Raw genomic sequence first — 24472 nt, forward strand, 5'->3', positions numbered from 1 at the left:
GACCCGCTTCCTGCCACAATCAGCAGGTGCGGGTCTTTTGCTGCATATATCTCCCTCAATCGACAAGCGCATTGAATTGTAAGGCCGTCTACAATATAATTAAAAACGTTATCCGGGCGCTTTAGCCCTTTAAACAGGAGGGATATTCATTATGAGCATCACCGTCAAAGATGTGCAGCATGTGGCCAAGCTGGCCCGACTGCAATTAAGCCCGGAAGAAGAGGCTACCTTCACCGAACAAATGAATGCTATTTTACAATATGCCGAGAAATTGAATGAGCTGGGTACTGAAAATGTAGAGCCGACCACTCATGTGCTGCAGGTCAGTAATGTGATGCGTGACGATGTAGTCAAGGAGAGCCTGTCCCAGGAGGCAGCGCTGCTTAACGCACCGGAAGATGAAGACGGACACTTTAAGGTTCCCGCTGTTCTGGAATAACTAAAGCCTGAGAGGAGGAAGCAAGTTGAGCCTGTTTCAATATCGATTACCTGAAGTACATAACATGCTGCACAGTAAAGCGGTCTCGGTCAGTGAGCTGACGGAAGCGTCGCTTTCTGCCATTGCGGAGCATGACAGTAAGGTTCATGCTTTTTTGACACTGAATGAAGAGGGGGCCCGTGATCAAGCACGAGCACTAGACGACAAGCTGGCTTCCGGAGCCGCGCGCGGTCTGCTGTTCGGACTTCCTGCCGGAATCAAGGATAATATTGTCACCAAAGGTCTGCGCACCACCTGTGCCAGCCAGTTCCTGACCAATTTCCAGCCGGTTTACGATGCCACAGTAGTTTCCAAGCTGCGCCAGGCCGATGCCGTAACGATCGGCAAGCTGAACATGGACGAGTTCGCCATGGGCGGCTCGAATGAGAATTCCAGCTTCGGCGCTGTGCGTAATCCATGGGATTTGGAGTGTGTTCCCGGCGGGTCGAGCGGTGGTTCGGCAGCGGCGGTTGCGGCCGGAGAAGTGTTCTTCACCCTCGGCTCCGACACCGGCGGCTCGATCCGCCAGCCGGCTTCCTATTGCGGAGTGGTCGGCCTTAAGCCAACGTACGGGTTAGTGTCGCGTTATGGTCTGGTGGCATTTGCTTCCTCACTGGATCAGATTGGCCCGATTACCCGGACCGTTGAGGATTCCGCGTATGTACTGCAGGCGATTGCCGGCTATGACGCCCAGGATTCCACCTCGGCCAAGGTCAGCATTCCGGATTACCTGAGCTCGCTGACCGGCGATATCTCCGGTTTGCGTATTGCAGTGCCGAAGGAATACATCGGCGAAGGCGTAGATGCATCGGTCCGCGAATCTGTGCTGTCAGCGCTTAAAGTTCTTGAAGGTCTTGGCGCCGTGTGGGAAGAAGTTTCTCTTCCGCATACTGAATATGCCGTAGCCGCTTATTATCTGCTCTCCTCTTCGGAGGCTTCCTCCAACCTGGCCCGTTTTGACGGCGTCCGCTATGGGGTTCGTGTAGACAATGGCGGCGGTTTGCTGGATCTGTACCATAACTCCCGCAGCCAAGGCTTCGGTCCTGAAGTCAAACGCCGGATTATGCTCGGCACCTATGCGCTCAGCTCCGGATATTATGATGCTTACTATTTGAAGGCGCAGAAGGTACGCACCTTGATTAAGCAGGATTTTGATGAAGTGTTCAAGAAATATGATGTCGTAATCGGCCCGACTGCGCCAACCACAGCCTTTAAGCTGGGCTCGCAGACCGAAGATCCGCTGACCATGTACCTGAATGATATCCTGACCATACCTGTCAGTCTGGCTGGTATTCCTGCTATCAGCATTCCTTGCGGCTTCGCTGAAGGCCTGCCTGTCGGCTTGCAGATTATCGGCAAGGAGTTTGACGAGAGTACGGTACTGCGCGTTGCGCATGCCTTTGAACAACATACAGAGCATCACAAGGCCCGTCCGCAAATGTAGCTACCAGTTTGAGTATATGCCCACAAAACTTTTAAGGGATGAGATTATCTATGTCTAAATATGAAACGGTCATCGGGCTTGAAGTTCATGTGGAGCTTCATACCAAGTCCAAAATCTTCTGCGGCTGCTCCACAGAATTCGGCGCTCCGCCCAATACACATACCTGTCCGGTCTGTCTCGGCCACCCCGGCGTATTGCCGGTTCTTAACCGTCAGGCCGTAGAGTACGCGATGAAAGCGGCGATGGCGCTTAACTGTACGATTGGCGATGTCAGCAAATTCGACCGCAAAAACTATTTTTACCCCGATTCGCCAAAAGCGTACCAGATTTCGCAATATGACCAGCCTATCGGCCTGAACGGCTGGATTGATATTGAAGTGAACGGAGAGACCAAACGGATCGGCATCACCCGTCTTCATCTGGAGGAAGATGCGGGCAAGCTGACTCATGTGGACGGCGGCTTTGCTTCACTGGTTGACTTCAACCGGGTGGGGACTCCGCTTATTGAAATTGTCTCTGAGCCCGATCTGCGTTCACCGGAGGAGGCGCGCGCCTATCTGGAGAAGATCCGCGCCATTATGCAGTACTGCGATGTATCCGATGTGAAGATGGAAGAGGGCTCGATGCGCTGCGATGCCAATATCAGCCTGCGGCCGGAAGGCCAGGAGGAATTCGGCATCCGGGCAGAGCTGAAGAACATGAACTCCTTCCGCGGCGTACTCCGTGGTTTGGAGTATGAGCAGTTCCGTCAAGGCGAGATTCTGGACGACGGGGGGATCGTTGTCCAGGAGACCCGCCGCTGGGATGAAGCTGGAGGCAAGACCTTGTCTATGCGCGGTAAGGAAGAAGCGCATGACTACCGTTATTTCCCGGACCCGGATCTTATCGTGCTGCATATTAGCGAGTCTTGGAAGGAACAGATCCGCGCGACCATTCCGGAGCTTCCGGATGCGCGGCAGGCCCGTTACAGTGAAGAATTTGGCCTGACCGCCTATGATGCCGGAGTCCTTACTTCATCCAAGCCGCTCGCTGATTTCTTCGAGGGCAGTCTGGCCTACACACAGGATGCCAAGGCTGTCGCCAACTGGATGATGGGAGACCTGCTGGGATACTTGAACAGCAATAATCTGGAATTATCCCAGGTGAAGATTACGCCGCAGGGGCTGGGTGAAATGATAGGCCTGATCACAGGCGGAACCATCAGCAGCAAAATTGCCAAGACCGTCTTCAAAGAAATGCTGGAGAGCGGTAAGCTGCCGGCAGTTATCGTTGAAGAGCAGGGGCTGGTCCAGATCAGTGATGAAGGGGCAATCAAAAAAATTGTCCAGGATGTGGTCGCTGCTAATCCGCAATCTGTCGAAGACTACAAGGCCGGCAAGAAACAAGCGATCGGCTTCCTCGTTGGCCAGGTTATGAAAGAAAGCAAAGGGAAAGCAAACCCCGGTCTTGTTAACACACTGCTCGCTGACGTATTAAACAGCTAGGGGCTGCTTTTGGCTAATAGATTGGGTAATAAGTCATAGAATCATGAGCACAGGGCTTGTCGGCAACGGCAGGCCCTCTGCAGTATATAAGGGGACTGTACGGATGGATACAATAGTGAAGCTGGATCTGCAGGATGAGATAACGCTGGATGAGCTCTGGAGTCTTCAGCATAAGGCGTACCGCCTGGAAGCGGAGATCATAGGGTTCCGTGATATTCCGCCGCTGCTGGAGACCAGAGACATGCTGAGCCGGGTTAAAGAGGACTTCTACGGCTGTCTCGACGACAATGAGGAGCTCATGGGGGCTGTTGCAGTAATGGAGGAGGCTCCCGGTAAGCTGACCGTTACACGCATGATGGTAAGTCCGGATCATTTTCGCCAAGGGGTGGCGGGCAGAATGTTAGAATTTATCTTTGCCCGTTATGCGGAAATGGAACAGTTTATCGTATCTACGGGGAAGCTGAATGTTCCGGCAGTAACGCTCTACACCAAACACGGGTTTATTCCTGCAGGTGTTGAAGAGGTAGCTCCGGGTGTGGAGCTGGTAGAATTTCACCGGAGCGGCAAGATTGAATGACAAGCGAAGCAAACGTTCTGAAAGGAGGAGTGCCGAGATGAATTCAGGTCAACATGATCATGAGAATAATCCCGTGCAGGATGAAGAGAAGGAAGCTGATTTGCAGGAAGCTGAAGCTGGCGGAGCACCTAATGCCCCTTACATCCCTCCCCGCCAAAAGCGGCGTCCCCGCAAACGCAAATTTATAGCCGGCCTGCTGGCTGCAGTTATTCCCGGCACGGGACATCTGTATCTCGGGCTGCTCCGTAAAGGAATTTCGTTTATCTTTCTTATTCTGCTGGATATTGTGGCGCTGCTGTATTTCTCATCCATCGGAATGCAGATCAATGTACCGCTGCTAATTTTGCTGGCGCTCCTGATCCCGGCATTGTACTTCTATAATGTGTTCGATGTGCTCCAGTCTGCAGACCGGATATTGCGGTTCCCTGAAGAGCATGACCCTGAACTATCGGATATGAAGGATTCTGCAAAGAATACAGGGCGCCGGGTGAGAATCAGCGAGCCGGGAGTTTCCTTTGGTCTGCTGCTGCTCATTGGCGGGGCGCTGCTCTTCCTTTTCCGCCAGAAGCCGCCCTGGCTTCAAGTGTTCATTGAGAACTCCGCAGGTGCAACCGTAGCGGTTCTGCTGATGATTCTGGGCCTGCTTCTGGGTGTACGGGAGATTGCTAAGGACTCGGGCGCACGTCTGAGCAAGGAACGGCGGAGCCGGCGTGTGGGCAGATATACTGCCTCCGCAGTGCTGATTAGTGTCGGAGTTCTGTTGCTCATGGATTGGCGTGACGGAACTGATTATATGATGCTGCTGCTGAAATGGTGGCCTGTTATTCCGGTATTATGGGGAGTGGAGTATCTGCTGATCCACTTCTTTTCCCGCCGCCGCAGCCAGAACGTCACTACTGCCAGAGCCCGTATGGACCTGCGCGGACTGTTCTCGGCCATCCTGCTCTCGGCATGCGTATTTATCGTAACGGAGCAGGAGCATTATCTGCATCTTTGGAACCGGGTCAGTCTTAATTTGACTGTAGCGGCAGTTGATTATGGAGAAGCTGAAGGAAGCCGTTATGAGAAGGCTCCGCTTATTGTTCCAGTTGAACTGAATACTTCCGGAATCAATATTGATGCGATTAACGGGGATATTCTGATCCACCGGGCTGCTGTGGAGGATATTGAGATTACAGCTACAGTCTGGGTGGATCAGCTGGACGGGGTGCTTGCCGAATCCATAGCGGATCAGTCTTTTGTCGATGTGACAGAAGACACGACGATCAAGATCACTCCCCAGGGGAAGGCGTACGGTGAATCCGGCAAACGCCAGCCGCGGATAGATCTGGACATTTCCCTGCCCGAGGACCGACGGTTTGATCTGGGGATACGCACGATGAACGGCGGTATTACTCTGCAGAACGTGGAGGCTATTTCCGATATTTCTCTGGAGACAGGGAACGGGGAGCTGATCCTGCACCGTATTTACGGCAATGTAAAAGGTAAAACCCTCAATGGCGCAGTACGCGCCAGAAACGTACAGGGGAGTGTTGAACTGACTACAAGCGGTGGAGATATGGGGGCCTGGGAGGTTAGCGGGGCTCTGAAGCTGTCATCGGCAGTCGGTAATATATCGGCAACGGATAGCGGAGATGCACTGGATCTTTCCACGAAGAACGGCAATGTGGAGGTAGCCGGAGCCAGATCGAAGCTGCATGCCGAATCTTTGAATGGCAGAATCAACATTCGTTCGAACGACTTCGGCGGAGACTGGGATATCTACAGTGCTGTCGGAGATATCGATCTCTACTTGCCGCTTACGGGTAATTATACGGTGGAGGGCTCAAGCGGGTACGGGGATATTGTAACGGACCTGCCGGGACTTGTAATCGACAAAAAAAACCTCTCCGGCCAGATCGGAACGGGTGAGTTCAAGCTTCGTGTGGATGGAAACAGCAATCTAAATGTGAGCAAATATTGAATTAAGTAATTTTTATTATATAATAATAAATATAATGTAAGGACTTCGTTGACAACATTGAAAGCCCGGTCTTACAATTACATTAGAGTTATTATTAAGTTGTATAATTAAAGGCGGTGGCATGGATGGGTAGTGGCGTACAGCATGCATTGGAGCAACTGAAGACAACCGGTGTCCGTATTACGCCTCAGCGTCATGCAATTCTTACGTATCTGATGGAAGCGATGAATCATCCTACGGCAGACGATATTTACCGAGCGCTTGAGCCTCAGTTTCCCAGTATGAGTGTGGCAACGGTGTATAACAATCTTAAGATGTTTATAGAAGCGGGTATGGTCCGCGAGCTGACCTACGGTGATAATTCCAGCCGTTTCGATGCCAATGTGTCTGATCATTATCATGTCATTTGCCAGGAATGCGGTAAGATTGAGGATTTCAGCTATTCTTCTCTCCATGAGGTAGAGGAGCGTGCCGAATTGGCCACAGGCTTTAAGATTCATGGATTACGTATGGAACTGTATGGTGTTTGCAAATGCTGCAACGAGAAGCAGCACTAAGATATGGAATTGCAGGCGTGTAGAATCCGAGTGCGGATTCTACACGCTTTTTTCTATGGAGCTGTTACAAAAATACAAAGCTTCCAGCAGTTTGGCGCAACCAATAGGGCCGCGATGTCGTATACTTAACAGAAGTGCTATCTGATTATAAATTTATCATACTGTTTGGAGGATATATTTTGGACAGAAGACAGAGACAAAGACGCGTCAAAAAGCGTGGAAGTCTTTTTCGCCGCTTATTGGGACTTGTCATTATAGCTGCCGCAGCCTTTTGGGTTGTTTATTATGTATTACCGAACCGTCAGCATCTGGATCCGGATTGGAAGGGGCTGGAGAAGCCTGTTTTTGTTAAGGGAGAGCTTACCGGATACTCAGCCTCAGGGACAGGGGACAGCCTGCTATTACCACTGCCGCTATTACAGGAATACGTAGATTCATCTATCCGTTACGAGGAAAAGAGCAAGTCTGTGATTCTGTCGACAGACAGCAGTCTTTTATATATGCAGGAAGATTCAACAGCAGCAAGTTTGAACAATGAGCCCCTGCAGCTTCGTCTTGCGCCTGAAGAGAAGGATGGGGTGACATATCTTCCGGCTGATACACTGGAGGACCTATATGGCTTTGAGGTAGACGAGGATAGCAGTACAGGTGCCGTTCTGTTAATGACTGCCGGCGAAACGGTGCCGTTAGGCAAGGTGAAGGGTAAGGAAGGCGGACGGACCAAAGCGCTACGCAGCGGAGCCTCCGTACATGCGCCAATCCTTGCTGATATGCCGCCGGGAGCCACAGTGAGAATCTGGAATTCAGACATCAAAGGCTGGCTGTATGTGCAGCTGGAAAGCGGATATACAGGGTTCGTCAAGGCGGATGATATTCTAGCAGACGGGAATAGAACAGTAGTGCAGCAGCCTGTGGCTCCTACCCGTGCCGAACGCAGCTGGAAAGGAAAGCCCGTTAATATGTTCTGGGAGGCAGTCTACGAACGCAAGCCGAATCCTGCGAAATTCGCTGATTTGCCAGGAATTAATGTGGTTAGTCCAACATGGTTCAGCATTATCGATGTTAATGGTAATGTTCGCAGCCAGGCTGACAGCGCCTATGTGGAGTGGGCTCATACCCAGGGCATGGAGGTATGGGGACTGCTCAGCAACAGCTTTGAGGCGGACCTGACTACGGAGGCACTATCCACGTATGACAGGCGGATGAATACAATTGTGCAGATGCTGAAGTATGCGGATCTGTACAACCTGGACGGTATTAATATCGACTTTGAGAATGTATATACCAAGGACGGACCTAATGTAACCCAATTCATGCGGGAACTGAAGCCCATGGCTCAGAGCCGGAATCTGATTGTCTCTATTGATGTAACTCCGAAATCAAACAGTGAAATGTGGTCCTTGTTCCTGGATCGCCGGGCGCTTGGAGCCGTGTCGGATTTCCTGATTGTGATGGCTTACGATGAGCATTGGGCGGCTAGTCCGGTTGCCGGTTCTGTAGCTTCCCTGCCGTGGGTGAAGAATTCTATAAGCCGTATTATTGAAGAGGATGCAGTCCCTGCCGAGAAGCTGATTCTGGGGATACCTTTGTACACTCGTATCTGGACCGAGAAGACCGAGAAAGGTGAAACCAAAGTAAGTTCCAAGGCCGTCAGTATGAATGCGGTCCAGGAGATACTTGCCGAGAAGAAGCTGACACCGGTTCTTGATAAGGAAGCAGGACAGAATTATGTGGAATACAAAGAAGAGGATGTTTTGCGCAAAATATGGATCGAGGATAAAGTTTCGCTGGCAGCCAGAGTCAATCTGGCGCAGTCCTTCGGCCTTGGCGGTGTAGCCTCATGGAATCGGAGCTTTGCCAATCCGGAAGCGTGGGAAGCACTCAAGGCAATTGCTGAATAATGCTTAGGTGGATTGATTATAAAACGGGTGTCGTCCAGTAGAGGACGACACCCGTTTTGTTTGTATCCGGCAGGAGATTATTTCTGTAAAGATTCATATGAATTCGATTATTGCTTCAATTGCTGGACTTCGAGTTCTTCAGCGGTAATTGTGGCTTGTGCAGGGTCCATCGTAAGGATGGTGTGACAGAACATACAGCGGTCCGTTTTGCCAAGCATTTTGGTCTGCTTATGGCATTCGGGACATTCCACCTGGACAGCACTGGTTGAGAGCATGCCCGCCCAGAAGTAGATGGCCAGACTGGCCATCATGGAGATTAGACCAATGACGAGACCGATAGCAGCGACAACCTTGCCTGCAGACCCCCAGAATACAATGCCTGCGGTTCCCATAATCATAAGACCCATACCCAGCATCGTAAGAAGCAGTCCCCAGGTGCGAAAAGCGTTGATTTTGGCCGATTTAAATTTCATGAGTATTATCTCCTAACTGAAATATAGTTCGGTTGTCCAGGAGGAACTGACATGAATATGTAGAATATCATTTATGTAAAGAGAATTATAACTGACTGGATGCAAAATCGCCAAATTTGATGGAGGGAAGTATGGAACTGTCCAATTTGACCCTATTAGGTGGGGAGACATTTGATGAGAATGTTCTTGGAGCCGTTGCTTTGCGGCAAAGAGGCAATGACACGTTTCAGAGCGCGCTGCTGCACGACTTTGATATGATGGTGCTCATGCTGCATGAGGAACAGGAGACAGAGCGGATTATAACCCACACCATTGCCGGGGACAGGCGGACGCAATCCGTGCATGTGGGTCTATCTGCATTGGAACGCGCTGTGATGGCAGGGGACAATAATGAACTCCTTACCAGTTTAATGTCCGGTGAGGTGATCTGGGACCCTAAGGGGATATTGGCGGAGATGCGGAAGGAACTCATTCAGTTTCAAGGTCCGCTGAAAGAGCGGGTATTGTTTATGGAATTCTCCCGTTTTCTACATATGTACGTGAAGTCGAAACGTTACCTTGAAGCAGGCTGTACTATGGATGCTTATAACTGCGTGCTTATCGCTCTGTATCATTGGGCACGTATTGAAGTGAGCGAGGCCGGATATTTTCCGGAGCCCGCAGTGTGGGGACAGGTCAAGAATTTGAATTCTCCGGTTCATAAGTTATATGAAGAACTGACAGTAAGTACAGAAACGCTGGAGCAGAGAGTCGAACTGATTTTGCTGGCCTGCGAGTTTGCGTTAATGTCAAAAATGGCGGATTGTTGCGCCATGCTTCTCCATATCCTGAGCAGCCGCAAGGAGGCTTGGAGTATTAAAGAACTTCTGCAGCATTCAGGACTGAGCCAGCTCCAGGCAGAGCTGCCGCTTGTTCTGCGCAAGCTTGTATCGCGTTCATTAATTAGAGAAATTACTTCTTGGGCTGTTGAGGCCGGGGACGGGCATGCAATTCGGTATACCCTTTAGTTAGGTGGCTGTCCACGGACATGAATAGACCTATAATAGAAAAAGTAAGCAGGAGGATGGAGAGAGGTAGTGTACTCTCTTTTTTTATTTGTTCCTTGCTGCATGAGCGCAGAAAATGAGGGGAATATTTAGGGTTGACTAGGACGCAACTTATGTGATAAATTATAACTCGTTCCTCTGACATAACGATGCGCTGCAAAGCAGTCGTAAATCAGCCGAAAAAAGAAATCAAAAAAAAGGTTGACTAAAACGAGGGCGCTGTGATATATTATAAAGGTCGCTGCTGAAACAAACAACGGCGGCAAACGATGAGACATTGATCTTTGAAAACTGAACAACGAGTGAGTGGGAAATCACGAAAGTGACTTCCAAAATAGAGAATGAAAATTCTCGTCAGATGTTTCAAAATGAGCAATCGCTCTTTCTAAATACAATTTGGAGAGTTTGATCCTGGCTCAGGACGAACGCTGGCGGCATGCCTAATACATGCAAGTCGAGCGGAGTTTGAATGGAAGCTTGCTTCCATTCATGCTTAGCGGCGGACGGGTGAGTAACACGTAGGCAACCTGCCCTCAAGACTGGGATAACTACCGGAAACGGTAGCTAATACCGGATAATTTCTTTCCTCTCCTGAAGAGAGAATGAAAGGCGGAGCAATCTGCCACTTGGGGATGGGCCTGCGGCGCATTAGCTAGTTGGTGGGGTAACGGCTCACCAAGGCGACGATGCGTAGCCGACCTGAGAGGGTGAACGGCCACACTGGGACTGAGACACGGCCCAGACTCCTACGGGAGGCAGCAGTAGGGAATCTTCCGCAATGGGCGAAAGCCTGACGGAGCAATGCCGCGTGAGTGATGAAGGTTTTCGGATCGTAAAGCTCTGTTGCCAGGGAAGAACGTCCGGTAGAGTAACTGCTACCGGAGTGACGGTACCTGAGAAGAAAGCCCCGGCTAACTACGTGCCAGCAGCCGCGGTAATACGTAGGGGGCAAGCGTTGTCCGGAATTATTGGGCGTAAAGCGCGCGCAGGCGGTCATTTAAGTCTGGTGTTTAAACCTTGGGCTCAACCTGGGGTCGCACTGGAAACTGGGTGACTTGAGTACAGAAGAGGAAAGTGGAATTCCACGTGTAGCGGTGAAATGCGTAGATATGTGGAGGAACACCAGTGGCGAAGGCGACTTTCTGGGCTGTAACTGACGCTGAGGCGCGAAAGCGTGGGGAGCAAACAGGATTAGATACCCTGGTAGTCCACGCCGTAAACGATGAGTGCTAGGTGTTAGGGGTTTCGATACCCTTGGTGCCGAAGTTAACACAGTAAGCACTCCGCCTGGGGAGTACGGTCGCAAGACTGAAACTCAAAGGAATTGACGGGGACCCGCACAAGCAGTGGAGTATGTGGTTTAATTCGAAGCAACGCGAAGAACCTTACCAGGTCTTGACATCCCGATGAAAGCATTAGAGATAGTGCCCCTCTTCGGAGCATCGGAGACAGGTGGTGCATGGTTGTCGTCAGCTCGTGTCGTGAGATGTTGGGTTAAGTCCCGCAACGAGCGCAACCCTTGACTTTAGTTGCCAGCAGGTGAAGCTGGGCACTCTAGAGTGACTGCCGGTGACAAACCGGAGGAAGGTGGGGATGACGTCAAATCATCATGCCCCTTATGACCTGGGCTACACACGTACTACAATGGCCGGTACAACGGGAAGCGAAACCGCGAGGTGGAGCCAATCCCAGCAAAGCCGGTCTCAGTTCGGATTGCAGGCTGCAACTCGCCTGCATGAAGTCGGAATTGCTAGTAATCGCGGATCAGCATGCCGCGGTGAATACGTTCCCGGGTCTTGTACACACCGCCCGTCACACCACGAGAGTTTACAACACCCGAAGTCGGTGGGGTAACCCGCAAGGGAGCCAGCCGCCGAAGGTGGGGTAGATGATTGGGGTGAAGTCGTAACAAGGTAGCCGTATCGGAAGGTGCGGCTGGATCACCTCCTTTCTATGGAGAATCGTCACCTGCAACGGTGACATTCAAATCGGAAGCGTAAGCTTCCACAACGAACCTTAGGGTTCAAACACTCACTCGTTGGTCAGTTTTGAGAGTTTAAGCTCTCATCTTTACCTTGATCCTTGAAAACTGGATACCGAAACGAATTTGCGTTTTAGAACATCTTTTAGCTGAAACTTGTGTAAGCAAGTTGAAATAGTTATTAGTGCAGAACGAAGGTTTTCGATTGTGCAGCGACCTTTGGCTTTGAATGTGTTGGTGAATGGAGCAATCCATGAGCGGCATTCAAAACAAGATGAGCAAGCAAGCGAAACACCGGAGTGACGGTTAAGCTAATAAGAGCACACGGAGGATGCCTAGGCGCCAGGAGCCGACGAAGGACGTGGCGAACAACGAAACTGCCTCGGGGAGCTGTAAGCAAGCTTTGATCCGGGGGTGTCCGAATGGGGAAACCCAGCTGTGGTAATTCGCAGTTACTCGTATCTGAATACATAGGATACGCAGAGGCAGACCAGGGGAACTGAAACATCTAAGTACCCTGAGGAAGAGAAAACAATAGTGATTCCGTCAGTAGCGGCGAGCGAACGCGGAACAGCCTAAACCAAGGGGCTTGCCTCTTGGGGTTGTGGGACGTCTCACATGGAGTTACAAAGGAATATGGTAGGCGAAGAGGTCTGGAAAGGCCCGCGATAGAGGTAAAAGCCCTGTAGCCTAAACTGTGTTCTCTCCGAGACGGATCCCGAGTAGTGCGGGGCACGTGAAACCCCGTATGAATCCAGCAGGACCATCTGCTAAGGCTAAATACTACCTGGCGACCGATAGTGAAACAGTACCGTGAGGGAAAGGTGAAAAGCACCCCGGAAGGGGAGTGAAATAGAACCTGAAACCGTGTGCTTACAAAAAGTCAGAGCCCGATCTATGGGTGATGGCGTGCCTTTTGTAGAATGAACCGGCGAGTTACGTTTAACATGCAAGGTTAAGGTGAGAAGCCGGAGCCGCAGCGAAAGCGAGTCTGAATAGGGCGATTGAGTATGTGGACGTAGACCCGAAACCGTGTGATCTACCCCTGTCCAGGGTGAAGGTGCGGTAACACGCACTGGAGGCCCGAACCCACGCATGTTGAAAAATGCGGGGATGAGGTGGGGGTAGCGGAGAAATTCCAATCGAACTCGGAGATAGCTGGTTCTCCCCGAAATAGCTTTAGGGCTAGCCTCGGTGAATGGAGTGGTGGAGGTAGAGCACTGATTGGGTGCGGGGCCCGCAAGGGTTACCAAGCTCAGTCAAACTCCGAATGCCATTAACTTCTTGCCGGGAGTCAGACAGTGAGTGCTAAGATCCATTGTCAAAAGGGAAACAGCCCAGACCATCAGCTAAGGTCCCCAAGTGTGTGTTAAGTGGGAAAGGATGTGGAGTTGCACAGACAACCAGGATGTTGGCTTAGAAGCAGCCACCATTGAAAGAGTGCGTAATAGCTCACTGGTCGAGTGACTCTGCGCCGAAAATGTAACGGGGCTAAACACACCACCGAAGCTATGGCTAGATGCTTTGCATCTGGGGTAGGGGAGCGTTGTATGCAGGTTGAAGGTGTACCGTAAGGAGCGCTGGACAGCATACAAGTGAGAATGCCGGTATGAGTAACGAAAAGATCAGTGAGAATCTGATCCGCCGAAAGCCCAAGGTTTCCTGAGGAAGGCTCGTCCGCTCAGGGTAAGTCGGGACCTAAGGCGAGGCCGAAAGGCGTAGTCGAAGGACAACAGTTTGAAATTACTGTACCACCGTAATCCGCTATGAGCGATGGGGTGACGCAGGAGGGTAGTGACGCGGACTGATGGATATGTCCGTCTAAGCAGTGAGGCTGATGTGTAGGCAAATCCGCACATCGATAAGGCTGGGCTGTGATGGGGAGCGAAAATTGTAGTAGCGAAGGTCATGATCTCACACTGCCAAGAAAAGCCTCTAGCCAGGAGAAGGTGCCCGTACCGCAAACCGACACAGGTAGGCGAGAAGAGAATTCTAAGGCGCGCGGAAGAACTCTCGTTAAGGAACTCGGCAAAATGACCTCGTAACTTCGGGAGAAGAGGTGCCTCGGTAGGGTGAATAGCCCGAGGGGGCCGCAGTGAAAAGGCCCAAGCGACTGTTTAGCAAAAACACAGGTCTGTGCGAAGCCGCAAGGCGAAGTATACGGGCTGACGCCTGCCCGGTGCTGGAAGGTTAAGGGGAGTGGTTAGGGGTTAAACCCGAAGCTGTGAACCGAAGCCCCAGTAAACGGCGGCCGTAACTATAACGGTCCTAAGGTAGCGAAATTCCTTGTCAGGTAAATTCTGACCCGCACGAATGGCGTAACGACTTGGGCGCTGTCTCAACGAGAGATCCGGTGAAATTTTAATACCTGTGAAGATGCAGGTTACCCGCGACAAGACGGAAAGACCCCATGGAGCTTTACTGCAGCTTGATATTGAATTTGGGTACGATCTGTACAGGATAGGTGGGAGCCGTTGAGGCAGGAGCGCAAGCTTCTGCGGAGGCGCCGTTGGGATACCACCCTGATCGTATCTAGGTTCTAACCTGGTACCCTAATCGGGTACGGGGACCGTGTCAGGCGGGCAGTTTGACTGGGGCGGTCGCCTCCTAAAGAGTAACGGAGGCGTTCAAAGGTTCCCTCAGAATGGTTGGAAATCATTCGCAGAGTGCAAAGGCATAAGGGAGCTTGACTGCGAGACCTACAAGTCGAGCAGGGACGAAAGTCGGACTTAGTGATCCGGTGGTACCGCATGGAAGGGCCATCGCTCAACGGATAAAAGCTACCCTGGGGATAACAGGCTTATCTCCCCCAAGAGTCCACATCGACGGGGAGGTTTGGCACCTCGATGTCGGCTCATCGCATCCTGGGGCTGAAGTAGGTCCCAAGGGTTGGGCTGTTCGCCCATTAAAGCGGTACGCGAGCTGGGTTCAGAACGTCGTGAGACAGTTCGGTCCCTATCTGTCGTGGGCGCAGGAAATTTGAGAGGAGCTGTCCTTAGTACGAGAGGACCGGGATGGACGTACCGCTGGTGCATCAGTTGTTCCGCCAGGAGCATGGCTGAGTAGCTACGTACGGACGGGATAAGCGCTGAAAGCATCTAAGCGTGAAGCCCCCCTCAAGATGAGATTTCCCAATTAGTAAGACCCCTTGAAGACGACGAGGTAGATAGGTTGGAGGTGGAAGTGCAGCAATGCATGGAGCTGACCAATACTAATCGGTCGAGGGCTTATCCAAATTTCGAAGAACGCAGATTCGTTTCGGATTCAGTTTTCAGGTGATCAAGCCTGATATGTATATTCCCTGATAGCTCAGTTGGTAGAGCACTCGACTGTTAATCGAGTTGTCACAGGTTCGAGTCCTGTTCGGGGAGCCATCTGGAGAGGTGTCCGAGTTTGGCCGAAGGAGCACGATTGGAAATCGTGTAGGCGCCACAAGCGTCTCGAGGGTTCGAATCCCTCTCTCTCCGTAGCTTTACCTTACAAATATTTAATCAGCATGGCTCGTTGGTCAAGGGGTTAAGACACCTCCCTTTCACGGAGGTAACATGGGTTCGAATCCCATACGAGTCATATATGGAGGCTTAGCTCAGCTGGGAGAGCATCTGCCTTACAAGCAGAGGGTCGGGGGTTCGAACCCCTCAGCCTCCACCATCTATCTTTAACAGAATAGATCTTTAACATTGACGCGGGGTGGAGCAGCCCGGTAGCTCGTCGGGCTCATAACCCGAAGGCCGCAGGTTCAAATCCTGCCCCCGCAACCAATTTGGAACCGTGGTGTAGTTGGCCTAACATGCCTGCCTGTCACGCAGGAGATCGCGGGTTCGAATCCCGTCGGTTCCGCCATCTTTATGAAGAAATGTTCGGCTCGGTAGCTCAGTCGGTAGAGCAAAGGACTGAAAATCCTTGTGTCGGGGGTTCGATTCCCTCCCGCGCCACCATATTTTTTACAACTTAATATGCCGGTGTAGCTCAATTGGTAGAGCAACTGACTTGTAATCAGTAGGTTGGGGGTTCAAGTCCTCTCGCCGGCACCATCCTCGGAGGCTTAGCGAAGTGGCCAAACGCATCAGACTGTAAATCTGCTCACGTACGTGTTCGGTGGTTCGAATCCATCAGCCTCCACCATTTTTAGGGGCATAGTTTAAAGGTAGAACAACGGTCTCCAAAACCGTTGGTGTGGGTTCAATTCCTGCTGCCCCTGCCAAGTAATATCCTATAAAATTTAATATGGCGATCGTGGCGAAGTGGTTAACGCACCGGATTGTGGTTCCGGCATTCGTGGGTTCGAGACCCATCGGTCGCCCCATTTCTTTTATAAGGGTTATAAGGCATTGCAATTAAATAAGCTTCATATGGCGACTGTGGCGAAGGGGTTAACGCACCGGATTGTGGTTCCGGCATTCGTGGGTTCGAGACCCATCAGTCGCCCCATTTTATTAAATCAAATGTTGGGGATTAGCCAAGCGGTAAGGCAACGGACTTTGACTCCGTCATTCATAGGTTCGATTCCTATATCCCCAGCCATTATATGCGGACGTGGCTCAGCGGTAGAGCATCGCCTTGCCAAGGCGAGGGTCGCGGGTTCGATTCCCGTCGTCCGCTCCATTTTTTTGGTGCCATAGCCAAGTGGTAAGGCAAAGCTCTGCAAAAGCTTTATCCCCAGTTCAAATCTGGGTGGCACCTCCATTATCTTTTAGAACTAATTCTATGTATATGCCGGCGTGGCGGAATGGCAGACGCGCTCGACTCAAAATCGAGTGGGAAACCGTGGAGGTTCGAGTCCTCTCGCCGGTATAATTTATGAAACTAGTCCCTTAGGAGTTTGACTCCTGAGGGATTTTTATATTTATACTCCATCTCAAATTAAGGATAAAACCCGCAACGAACTTAGATCATCAAATTCGTTGCGGGTTTTATATGTTTTATATGTTGATGCTAAGACTCACTTAAGGAAGCACGTTCCCGGCCGCGCGGTAGATCTCGTACCATTCCTGGCGGCTGAGGGTTATATCGGAAGCTTTGGCGATATCAAGCAAGCGCGCTGTGTTGGTGGTACCGACCACCGGCTGCATCTTAGCCGGATGGCGAAGGAGCCAGGCGATGGCGATGGCCGTATCTGCTACACCTTTTTCCGCAGTCAGACGGTTAATGACTTCATTCACCTCCGGGAACTTCTCATTGCCGAGGAATACGCCTTCAAAGAAACCGTATTGGAACGGTGACCAAGGCTGGATCGTCATATCATGCAGGCGGCTATACTCCAGGATGCCTCCATCATGGACAACTGATCCGGAATTTGTCATATTGACGTTGATCCCGGAATCGATCATGCCGGTGACCATTACGCTGAGCTGAAGCTGGTTGAACAGCAGGGGCTGCTTGACGTTCTTTTTCAGCAATTCAATCTGCAGGGGATTCTGGTTGCTGACGCCGAAGTGTTTCACCAAACCTCTGCTCTCCAGCTGATCAAAGGCTTCTGCTACTTCTTCAGGCTCCATAAGGGTGTCCGGGCGGTGCAGCAGCAGAACATCGACATAATCGGTCTTCAGGCGCTTCAGGCTGTTCTCTACCGAGCTCACAATATGCTCTTTGGAGAAGTCGAAGAAGCCATTACGGATTCCGCATTTGGTCTGAATCAGCAGTTGCTCACGCATGCCCGGACTTGCAGCCAGCACGTCGCCGAACACCTCCTCAGCTTTACCGGCAGCATAAATGTCAGCGTGGTCAAAAAAGTCTATGCCAGCCTCAAGGGCGCTGTGAATATGTACATCGGCCTCTTGTGGTGACAGATCTGCAATCCGCATACAGCCCAAGGAGATTTCAGCGACCTCCAGCGCACCATTAGCAACGTTAATTCTTTTTACCATTAATTATTCACTCCTTAAATGAAGGTACAGTGTTAAGCTTAGACCTTAGAGTTAGGTGTAAGTCAATAGATTTATAGAGCGGCTTTTCATAGAAACCAAATGGTGTTACCTTAAGAGATGAAACCGATACCAGCTGACAGAAGGGAGCTGCAATAATGGGATACAGCATCAAAACCATAGCACAAAAAAGCGGACTGAGCCAATATACGCTGCGTTACTACGAACGGGAGGGCGTATTGCCGGTTGTGGCAAGAGATGTTAACGGCAACCGGTGTTTTGACGATGAGGATCTGGAGTTAATTTCGTTAATCTGCTGTCTCAAGGATACAGGGATGGCGATTGCCGATATCAAGCAATTCATTGCGCTTTCGAAAGAAGGGGTAAGTGCTTTGCCCGATCAGCGCAGACTGCTGCAGGAGCATAAAGTGCATATTGATGAGAAGATTAAATTCTTTCAGAGCTTTGCGCAAAAGGTGGACCACAAAATTGCTTATTTTGCCTCCCTGGAGAATGAAGCGAAAGCAGCCAGACCCTAATCTTGAGCCGCAGGGTCGTATGATTATTGTCGCTGCAATTAAGGATTGGAAATGCTGCAGCCAGTACTTAAGCTTGTAGCGAAACCGGTATAAGAATGAGATGAATTATAAATAGAGTAAGGCCTTATATTGGGTTGGAAATCCTTGCGGAGACCGGGGTCCCGGGTTTTCCTAAGTTGCTTATACAGTAGATAAGAAGGGCAGCAGAAAGAACGGAATATCCGGGAAAATGGAATACAAAGACCGTTCATGTGATGTTAAATGACGCATAAATTGACCGTTTCTTGACAAAGCGGTTTATAATCTTGACGGGAAGCCTCTTGATGATATGATAAAGGTACTTAAGGAAGCCGATTCTGGATATAGTGTTATATTAATTAACATGACGCTGCCGGGATTGCTTGCTTATCAGATGGACTAATCAAATAAGCTCTTGCTCTTGTATAAGCTCAATAATTTGGTTTGAGCGTTTCGACCAGGCGACCGTAAATTGCCCCAGGCTACAGGAGGTATGTGATAGGAATTGCTTTTCACTGTGCGGAGGTATCCGGGTGAGGCAGTGTTTACTATTATGTGCCTTTTGTACCCTGGGTTTTTTGTTGTGTACAGAAGCGTGGAGCTGATCTTGCCTCGTCCGGCCAGAGTGAGGATTCAACCAAATTATAAAGAAGAGGTGTGTATTCATGGGTTATGAACTGATCATTAAAAATGCGAGCATTCCGCAAGGCGACAGACAAGTGCTGACGGACATTCTGGTGAACAAAGGTGTTATCGTAGGGTTCGCCAAGGATATTGACGCGGAGGCCGATACGATTATTGATGCACAGGGCAAATTGGTGCTGCCAGGAGTTATTGATTCGCATACTCACTTTAATGATCCGGGGTTCACACACCGTGAAGACTTCGTTACCGGAACCAGCAGTGCGGCGGCGGGCGGGGTAACGATGATTGTAGATATGCCTTGCTGCAGCGTACCGTCCGTGCGTTCGGTGGAGAACCTGCATAACAAGCTGAATGCGCTCGAAGGTAAAGGAATCGTCGACTACGCCATGTGGGGCGGAATTACCGGCGAGGATGTACGCAATGATGTGCTGGATATTGTGAAGGAGCAGGCTGCTGAGGGCGTGGTTGCTTTTAAAGTATATATGACACCGTCTGTGCCATCTTACCCGCGTGTGACGGACCCTGAGATGCTCGAAGCCTTCTATGCTGTAGCCGAAACTGGAATGCCAATCGGAATTCACGCTGAGAACTATGCCATCTGCGATTACTATACCCAGAAGCTGAAAAAGGAAGGACGGATGGATTACCCGGCATGGGCTGAAGCGCGCAAGATTCTGGCGGAAAAAGCGGCGATCCAGCTGGGCATCAGCTTCTCGGAGGAATCGGGAGCCCGCCTGCATATCGTGCATATGAGTACGGCGGCAGGCAATCAGCTGATCAAGGAAGCGAAGCTTAAAGGGGTGAAGGTGACAGCGGAGTCCTGTCCGCACTACCTGACGCTGAATGCGGTGGATGCGATGACGGAGTTCGGGACTTTTGCCAAAATTGCACCTCCGCTGCGCCGTACGGAAGATAATGAAGCGCTCTGGCAGGGGCTGGTAGACGGAACGATTGACTTCATGGCTACCGACCATGCTCCTTATGAGATTGCTACGGAAAAGGATGCACCAGGCATGGATGTCTGGACTTCCTTCCCGGGGATTCCGGGTGTAGAAACGCTGGTGCCGATCATGATTAGTGAAGGCTACAACAAAGGCAGACTCAGCTTGTCCCGCCTGGTGGAGCTACTGTGTACGAATCCGGCCATCCATTATGGCCTGTATCCGAAGAAAGGCGCGCTGGAAATCGGCACCGATGCCGACTTCACGATTGTCGATCTGGAGAAGGAATGGACGCTCGATAAAGATAAAATGCACTGCAAACCGAAATACACCCCGTTCCACGGAATGAAGCTGAAGGGCAAGGTGGATAAAACCATTGTCAGAGGCACACTGGTCTACGATGATGAGCTTGGTGTGGTCGGTAAACCGGGCTATGGCGAGTTCGTGAAACGGCAGACGATCAGCGAGCTTCCGCGTTTGCTGAAATACTAGGAGAAGGGGAGAGAACATAATGGCTAAACACGCTGTAGTAATTATTGATATGCTGAATGATTTCATCCATCCGGATGGAGCGCTGACTTGTCCGAACGGGACGGGAATCGTGCCTGCAATTCAGGAGCTGATCGAATTCAGCCACGAGAATGATATTCAGGTGATCTTCGTACAGGAGGCGCACCGGCAGAATGATGCTGACTTCAGGGTTAGGCCGGTTCATGCGATTAAGGGCACCTGGGGATCGGACTTCATAACCGAGCTGACTCCGCAGCCGGATAAAGGCGATTATATCGTGCAGAAAAGACGGCATAGTGCGTTCAGCTATACGGATATGGATCTTTTTCTCCGTGAGGAGGGGATTGATACGGTTGTAGTTACCGGGGTATGGACCAACGTCTGTGTCCGCTCTACGGCATCCGATGCGATGTACCACACTTACAAGGTCAAGTGTATCAGCGACTGCTGCGCCTCCAAGGATGAGGAGATGCATGTCTCCGGTCTGCGGGATATCGGGATTTTTGGAGAAGTGCTGACCCTGGCCGAGTATAAAGAGGTTAATGCTGTTGTAAAAGGCTAATATGTTGAAAGGCTAGTGCGATAAAGGCTAAACTTCGTATTCTAAAAGCTCCATGCTGTACGGCGGTTGCCGCTCAGCTGGGGCTTTTTGTGATTATGTGCGTGAAAGCGGAGTGGGGGGTGTTCCTCTAAATAAACAGATAAATAATCCAGTAAAAACGGTAAATATGCTATTCCATTTGCGGCTGCTAAAAGCTTAAGATGCAGTAAGAGGCCAGGGTCAAATGCCCCAAAGTCAGCTATGTGCACCTTAGTTGTGATCCTGCACTATGAACCTGCGAAGGTCTTGGGTAAAATTAAGCTGGAACTGCTGACGCAGACGGTAAGGGAATCATGGAAGAGAACAAAATCATTGTGAGAGACCAATAAGGAGGAAAATATAATGTTCAGCAACGAGCCCAGTCTGGACTGGTTAAGCGATGTTTCGGTTTTTAAGGTGAACCGATTGGAAGCGCATTCGGACCATCGTTATTACAAGACCATGGAGGAAGCGGAGCGGCAAGCCCCGATGGAGCTGCGTCATTCCCTGAACGGAGACTGGAAATTCAGCTACGCGGTGAATGCGGCCAGCCGGATTCAGGATTTCTATAAGGCGGATTATGATACCAGAGGCTGGGGGGACATTCAGGTGCCCGGTCATATCCAGCTTCAGGGGTACGGCAAGCCGCAGTATGCCAACACGATGTATCCCTGGGACGGGCTTGATGCTGTGCGGCCGCCGGCGATTCCGGAGGAGAGCAATACGGTGGGGAGTTATGTGAAATATTTTGAGGTTCCGGCGAATATGGAGAACGGGCCGGTCTTTATATCTTTTCAGGGAGTGGAGGCGGCGTGTTATGTCTGGCTCAATGGATATTTCGTGGGGTACAGCGAAGACAGCTTTACACCTGCGGAGTTTGAGTTAACCCCTTATTTGCAGGAGGGGGCGAACAAGCTGGCCGTTGAGGTCTATCAGCGCTGCTCGGGCAGCTGGCTGGAGGATCAGGATTTCTGGCGGTTCTCGGGTATCTTCCGCGAGGTGTATCTGTATACGGTGCCGAAGCTCCATGTGCAGGATCTGCGGATTAATGCGGAGCTGGATGCTGCCTATCAGGAGGGAACGTTAACTGCTGAAGTTAGCATGGCAACGGCGGCGGACGCTTTTGTGAAAATCGGGTTGAAGGATGCGGCCGGAGCCGTTGTGGCAGAAACCGAGGGGCAGGTTGTGGCTGGAAAGGCGGCCTTTACCCTGGAGGCAGGTACGGTGTCGCTGTGGAGCGCAGAAAATCCGTATCTCTATAGCGTCTGTATCTCTGTATTCGATGGCCGCGGAGAACTGGTGGAGGCGATTGTGCAACGGGCGGGGTTCCGCGTGTTTGAACTGAAGGACAAGCTGATGCTGCTGAACGGCAAACGGATTATATTCAAAGGAGTCAACCGTCATGAGTTCAACAGCCGCAGAGGGCGGAACATCACCAGAGAGGACATGATTAAGGACATCATCATCCTGAAGCAGAATAATATCAATGCTGTGCGGACCTCACATTATCCGAATCAGACGCTCTGGTATGAGCTGTGCGATGAGTACGGTGTCTATGTGATTGACGAGATGAATCTGGAATCCCATGGCTCGTGGCAAAAGATGGGCGCGGTTGAGCCATCCTGGAACATTCCCGGTGATAAACCGGAGTGGCAGGATATTGTAATGGACCGTGCAGTGTCGATGCTGGAGCGCGATAAGAACCATCCGTCCATCCTCATCTGGTCCTGCGGTAATGAATCGTATGCGGGTGAGGTAATTCTGAATGTGTCCCATTATTTCCGCAAGACCGATCCGGGGCGGCTGGTGCACTATGAAGGGGTGTTCCATAACCGCAAATACAATGACACCAGTGATATGGAGAGCCGGATGTACGCCAAGCCCGCGGATATTGCAGAATACCTGGAAGGTCAGCCGGATAAGCCATACATCAGCTGTGAATATATGCATGCCATGGGCAACTCAGTAGGCGGACTTCATAAGTACATCGAGCTGGAGAGCCGGTATCCGCAGTATCAGGGCGGATTTATCTGGGATTATATTGACCAGGCACTGGTAGCCAAAGACAGATACGGAGAGGAGTATCTGGCCTATGGCGGTGATTTTGATGACCGGCCGACGGATTACAGCTTCTGCGGCAACGGGATTGTCTACGCTGACCGGACTGTGACCCCGAAGATGCAGGAGGTGAAGTTCCTCTACCAGAACATCCGGCTTGTACCGGAACGGGATGCAGTGAAGATCATCAACGGTAATCTGTTCGAAGGGACAGAAGGGCTGCGGCTGGAGTTCCGGCTGTACCTGGAAGGGCGGCAAATCTTCAAGGGGCAGCAGGAGGTAGCGGTTGCGGCGCAGGCAGAGGCGCGGATTCCGCTTGCGCTGCCGGAGGTGTCAGGAGCTCCGGGAGAGTACACGCTGGCGGTAAGCCTGTTGCTGAAGGAAGCGGAGCTGTGGGCTGAGGCGGGATTTGAGACAGCCTACGGGGAGCATGTCTTCCGGATTGAAGCCGCTGAGGCTGCGGCGGAACTAGAGGATGTTATACTGCCTGCGGCCGGAGAGTTCAGGGTGATCGAGGGAGACGTGAACATTGGCGTAACCGGCCGCGGATTCGCTGCCCTGTTCTCCAAGCAGGCAGGTTCGCTGGTGTCGCTCTGCTACGGGGGGCGTGAGATGATTGCTACTCCGCCTGCTCCGCTGTTCTGGCGGGCAACCACGGAGAATGACAAGGGAACTGCGCTTGCTTACCACGCAGGCGGCTGGTTCGCGGCCAGTCTTGCCCGCAGCTGCACGGCGGTAAGGCTTGAGACCGGGAAGGACCGGGCCACGGTGACCTTTGACTATGTATTCAGCATCAGCCGGGAGCTGAAGACCCGAATTGAGTATACGGTCTACGCAGACGGTAAACTGCGGGTCCGTATGGTCTATACCGGAGCGGCCGGCTTGCCGGATGTGCCGGTTGTGGCTGTGTCCTTCCGGATGTCCGCCGATTATGGAGAGTCGGACTGGTATGCCCGCGGGCCGGAAGAGAATTACAGTGACCGCGCGTATGGAGCGCGTCTGGGACGCTTCCGGCGTAAGGTGACGGAGCTGCCGTCACCTTATCTGGTGCCGCAGGAGTCCGGCAACCGTACCGGCGTACGCCAGGTACGCATTACGGACGAGCGCGGCCGCGGGCTGCAGATTCAGGCGGCTGCGGGAGAGCCGCTGGAATGTACGCTGTCGCCATACACAGCGTTCGAGCTGGAGCAGGCAGCGCATCCTTATGAGCTGCCCAAGGTGCACTACACGGTTGTCACCATTGCCGCGCAGCAAATGGGTGTCGGCGGTGATGACAGCTGGGGAGCGCCGGTACATCCGGAATACCGGATCCCTGCGGACCAGCAGCTGGAGTGGGAGTTCTGGATGGCTGCGGCGTTGCCGGAGGCGGAGTAAGCAGTAGTACAATAACCCCGCAAAGCGGGATTTTGGCTT

14 protein-coding genes, 16 tRNA genes, 2 rRNA genes and 1 riboswitch are annotated in these 24472 nt (G+C 51.5%); of the genes, 30 read left to right on the forward strand and 2 right to left on the reverse strand.

Annotation, left to right across the window (positions count from 1 at the left end):
* Window positions 1-151 precede the first annotated feature (151 nt).
* From gatC to NSU14_RS01075, 7 genes are all read left to right on the forward strand, one after another.
* Window positions 152-439: an Asp-tRNA(Asn)/Glu-tRNA(Gln) amidotransferase subunit GatC gene (gene gatC / locus NSU14_RS01045; protein WP_340942211.1), complete on the forward strand. Its 288-nt coding sequence runs from the start codon at window positions 152-154 to the stop codon at window positions 437-439.
* Between the two features lie 25 nt (window positions 440-464).
* A complete protein-coding gene (gene gatA / locus NSU14_RS01050; protein WP_076248502.1) occupies window positions 465-1922 on the forward strand; it encodes an Asp-tRNA(Asn)/Glu-tRNA(Gln) amidotransferase subunit GatA in 1458 nt (485 codons plus the stop codon).
* Between the two features lie 38 nt (window positions 1923-1960).
* Entirely contained in the window at window positions 1961-3406 is a 1446-nt protein-coding gene (gatB, locus tag NSU14_RS01055) for an Asp-tRNA(Asn)/Glu-tRNA(Gln) amidotransferase subunit GatB (RefSeq protein WP_340942214.1), read from the forward strand.
* Between the two features lie 103 nt (window positions 3407-3509).
* On the forward strand, window positions 3510-3983 hold the full coding sequence (locus NSU14_RS01060; RefSeq protein WP_042139980.1) for a GNAT family N-acetyltransferase: 474 nt from the start codon (window positions 3510-3512) through the stop codon (window positions 3981-3983).
* 37 nt (window positions 3984-4020) lie between these two features.
* Window positions 4021-5946 carry a DUF4097 family beta strand repeat-containing protein gene (locus NSU14_RS01065; protein ID WP_256704045.1) on the forward strand — a complete coding sequence of 642 codons (1926 nt, stop codon included), beginning with the start codon at window positions 4021-4023 and terminating at the stop codon, window positions 5944-5946.
* A gap of 125 nt (window positions 5947-6071) precedes the next feature.
* On the forward strand, window positions 6072-6503 hold the full coding sequence (locus NSU14_RS01070) for a Fur family transcriptional regulator (protein ID WP_039310392.1): 432 nt from the start codon (window positions 6072-6074) through the stop codon (window positions 6501-6503).
* A 179-nt stretch (window positions 6504-6682) separates the two neighbouring features.
* Window positions 6683-8404, forward strand: coding sequence for a glycosyl hydrolase family 18 protein (locus NSU14_RS01075; RefSeq protein ID WP_340942216.1), 1722 nt, complete (start codon window positions 6683-6685; stop codon window positions 8402-8404).
* 107 nt (window positions 8405-8511) lie between these two features.
* Here the strand turns inward: NSU14_RS01075 and NSU14_RS01080 are convergent, their stop codons facing one another.
* Entirely contained in the window at window positions 8512-8877 is a 366-nt protein-coding gene (locus NSU14_RS01080) for a DUF2614 family zinc ribbon-containing protein (RefSeq protein ID WP_042139978.1), read from the reverse strand.
* A gap of 131 nt (window positions 8878-9008) precedes the next feature.
* On the opposite strand from NSU14_RS01080, the gene NSU14_RS01085 reads away from it, so the two are divergent.
* The 19 genes from NSU14_RS01085 to NSU14_RS01175 all read left to right on the forward strand — a co-directional run bounded on the left by NSU14_RS01085 (window position 9009) and on the right by NSU14_RS01175 (window position 16698).
* A complete protein-coding gene (locus NSU14_RS01085; RefSeq protein ID WP_042139977.1) occupies window positions 9009-9884 on the forward strand; it encodes a nucleotidyltransferase-like protein in 876 nt (291 codons plus the stop codon).
* A 432-nt stretch (window positions 9885-10316) separates the two neighbouring features.
* Window positions 10317-11874: ribosomal RNA gene (locus NSU14_RS01090) — 16S ribosomal RNA — on the forward strand.
* A gap of 334 nt (window positions 11875-12208) precedes the next feature.
* Window positions 12209-15139: ribosomal RNA gene (locus NSU14_RS01095) — 23S ribosomal RNA — on the forward strand.
* The 16S and 23S rRNA genes sit together here with 16 tRNA genes alongside, the layout of an rRNA operon.
* A 63-nt stretch (window positions 15140-15202) precedes the next feature.
* Window positions 15203-15278: transfer RNA gene (locus tag NSU14_RS01100), tRNA-Asn, on the forward strand.
* Between the two features lie 3 nt (window positions 15279-15281).
* A tRNA-Ser gene (locus NSU14_RS01105) sits at window positions 15282-15371 on the forward strand.
* A 31-nt stretch (window positions 15372-15402) separates the two neighbouring features.
* Window positions 15403-15474 (forward strand) — tRNA-Glu (locus NSU14_RS01110).
* Window positions 15475-15479: 5 nt separating this feature from the next.
* Window positions 15480-15555: transfer RNA gene (locus NSU14_RS01115), tRNA-Val, on the forward strand.
* 33 nt (window positions 15556-15588) lie between these two features.
* Window positions 15589-15665, forward strand: a tRNA-Met gene (locus NSU14_RS01120).
* Between the two features lie 4 nt (window positions 15666-15669).
* A tRNA-Asp gene (locus NSU14_RS01125) sits at window positions 15670-15747 on the forward strand.
* Between the two features lie 19 nt (window positions 15748-15766).
* Window positions 15767-15842: transfer RNA gene (locus NSU14_RS01130), tRNA-Phe, on the forward strand.
* A gap of 20 nt (window positions 15843-15862) precedes the next feature.
* Window positions 15863-15938 (forward strand) — tRNA-Thr (locus NSU14_RS01135).
* 5 nt (window positions 15939-15943) lie between these two features.
* A tRNA-Tyr gene (locus NSU14_RS01140) sits at window positions 15944-16029 on the forward strand.
* A 5-nt stretch (window positions 16030-16034) separates the two neighbouring features.
* A tRNA-Trp gene (locus NSU14_RS01145) sits at window positions 16035-16108 on the forward strand.
* Between the two features lie 26 nt (window positions 16109-16134).
* A tRNA-His gene (locus tag NSU14_RS01150) sits at window positions 16135-16210 on the forward strand.
* A 49-nt stretch (window positions 16211-16259) separates the two neighbouring features.
* Window positions 16260-16335: transfer RNA gene (locus NSU14_RS01155), tRNA-His, on the forward strand.
* A gap of 18 nt (window positions 16336-16353) precedes the next feature.
* Window positions 16354-16428: transfer RNA gene (locus tag NSU14_RS01160), tRNA-Gln, on the forward strand.
* A gap of 6 nt (window positions 16429-16434) precedes the next feature.
* Window positions 16435-16509, forward strand: a tRNA-Gly gene (locus NSU14_RS01165).
* A 7-nt stretch (window positions 16510-16516) separates the two neighbouring features.
* Window positions 16517-16590, forward strand: a tRNA-Cys gene (locus NSU14_RS01170).
* A gap of 29 nt (window positions 16591-16619) precedes the next feature.
* Window positions 16620-16698, forward strand: a tRNA-Leu gene (locus NSU14_RS01175).
* A 152-nt stretch (window positions 16699-16850) separates the two neighbouring features.
* Here the strand turns inward: NSU14_RS01175 and NSU14_RS01180 are convergent.
* Window positions 16851-17771 (reverse strand): aldo/keto reductase, encoded by a 921-nt coding sequence (locus NSU14_RS01180; RefSeq protein WP_340942220.1) that lies wholly within the window; start codon window positions 17769-17771, stop codon window positions 16851-16853.
* A 155-nt stretch (window positions 17772-17926) separates the two neighbouring features.
* Here NSU14_RS01180 and NSU14_RS01185 point away from each other — a divergent pair, with 155 nt between their 5' ends.
* The 4 genes from NSU14_RS01185 (at window position 17927) to NSU14_RS01200 (ending at window position 24433) form a co-directional block, all read left to right on the forward strand.
* Window positions 17927-18307 carry a MerR family transcriptional regulator gene (locus NSU14_RS01185; protein ID WP_042139976.1) on the forward strand — a complete coding sequence of 127 codons (381 nt, stop codon included), beginning with the start codon at window positions 17927-17929 and terminating at the stop codon, window positions 18305-18307.
* Between the two features lie 419 nt (window positions 18308-18726).
* Window positions 18727-18830: riboswitch (purine riboswitch) on the forward strand.
* Between the two features lie 160 nt (window positions 18831-18990).
* On the forward strand, window positions 18991-20403 hold the full coding sequence (gene allB / locus NSU14_RS01190) for an allantoinase AllB (RefSeq protein WP_076247776.1): 1413 nt from the start codon (window positions 18991-18993) through the stop codon (window positions 20401-20403).
* A gap of 19 nt (window positions 20404-20422) precedes the next feature.
* Window positions 20423-20983, forward strand: coding sequence for a cysteine hydrolase family protein (locus tag NSU14_RS01195; RefSeq protein WP_076247773.1), 561 nt, complete (start codon window positions 20423-20425; stop codon window positions 20981-20983).
* 381 nt (window positions 20984-21364) lie between these two features.
* Window positions 21365-24433 carry a glycoside hydrolase family 2 TIM barrel-domain containing protein gene (locus NSU14_RS01200; RefSeq protein WP_340942226.1) on the forward strand — a complete coding sequence of 1023 codons (3069 nt, stop codon included), beginning with the start codon at window positions 21365-21367 and terminating at the stop codon, window positions 24431-24433.
* Window positions 24434-24472: the final 39 nt, after the last annotated feature.

Source organism: Paenibacillus sp. FSL R10-2771, from assembly GCF_038000205.1.
GTDB classification, from domain to species: domain Bacteria; phylum Bacillota; class Bacilli; order Paenibacillales; family Paenibacillaceae; genus Paenibacillus_AQ; species Paenibacillus_AQ phytohabitans.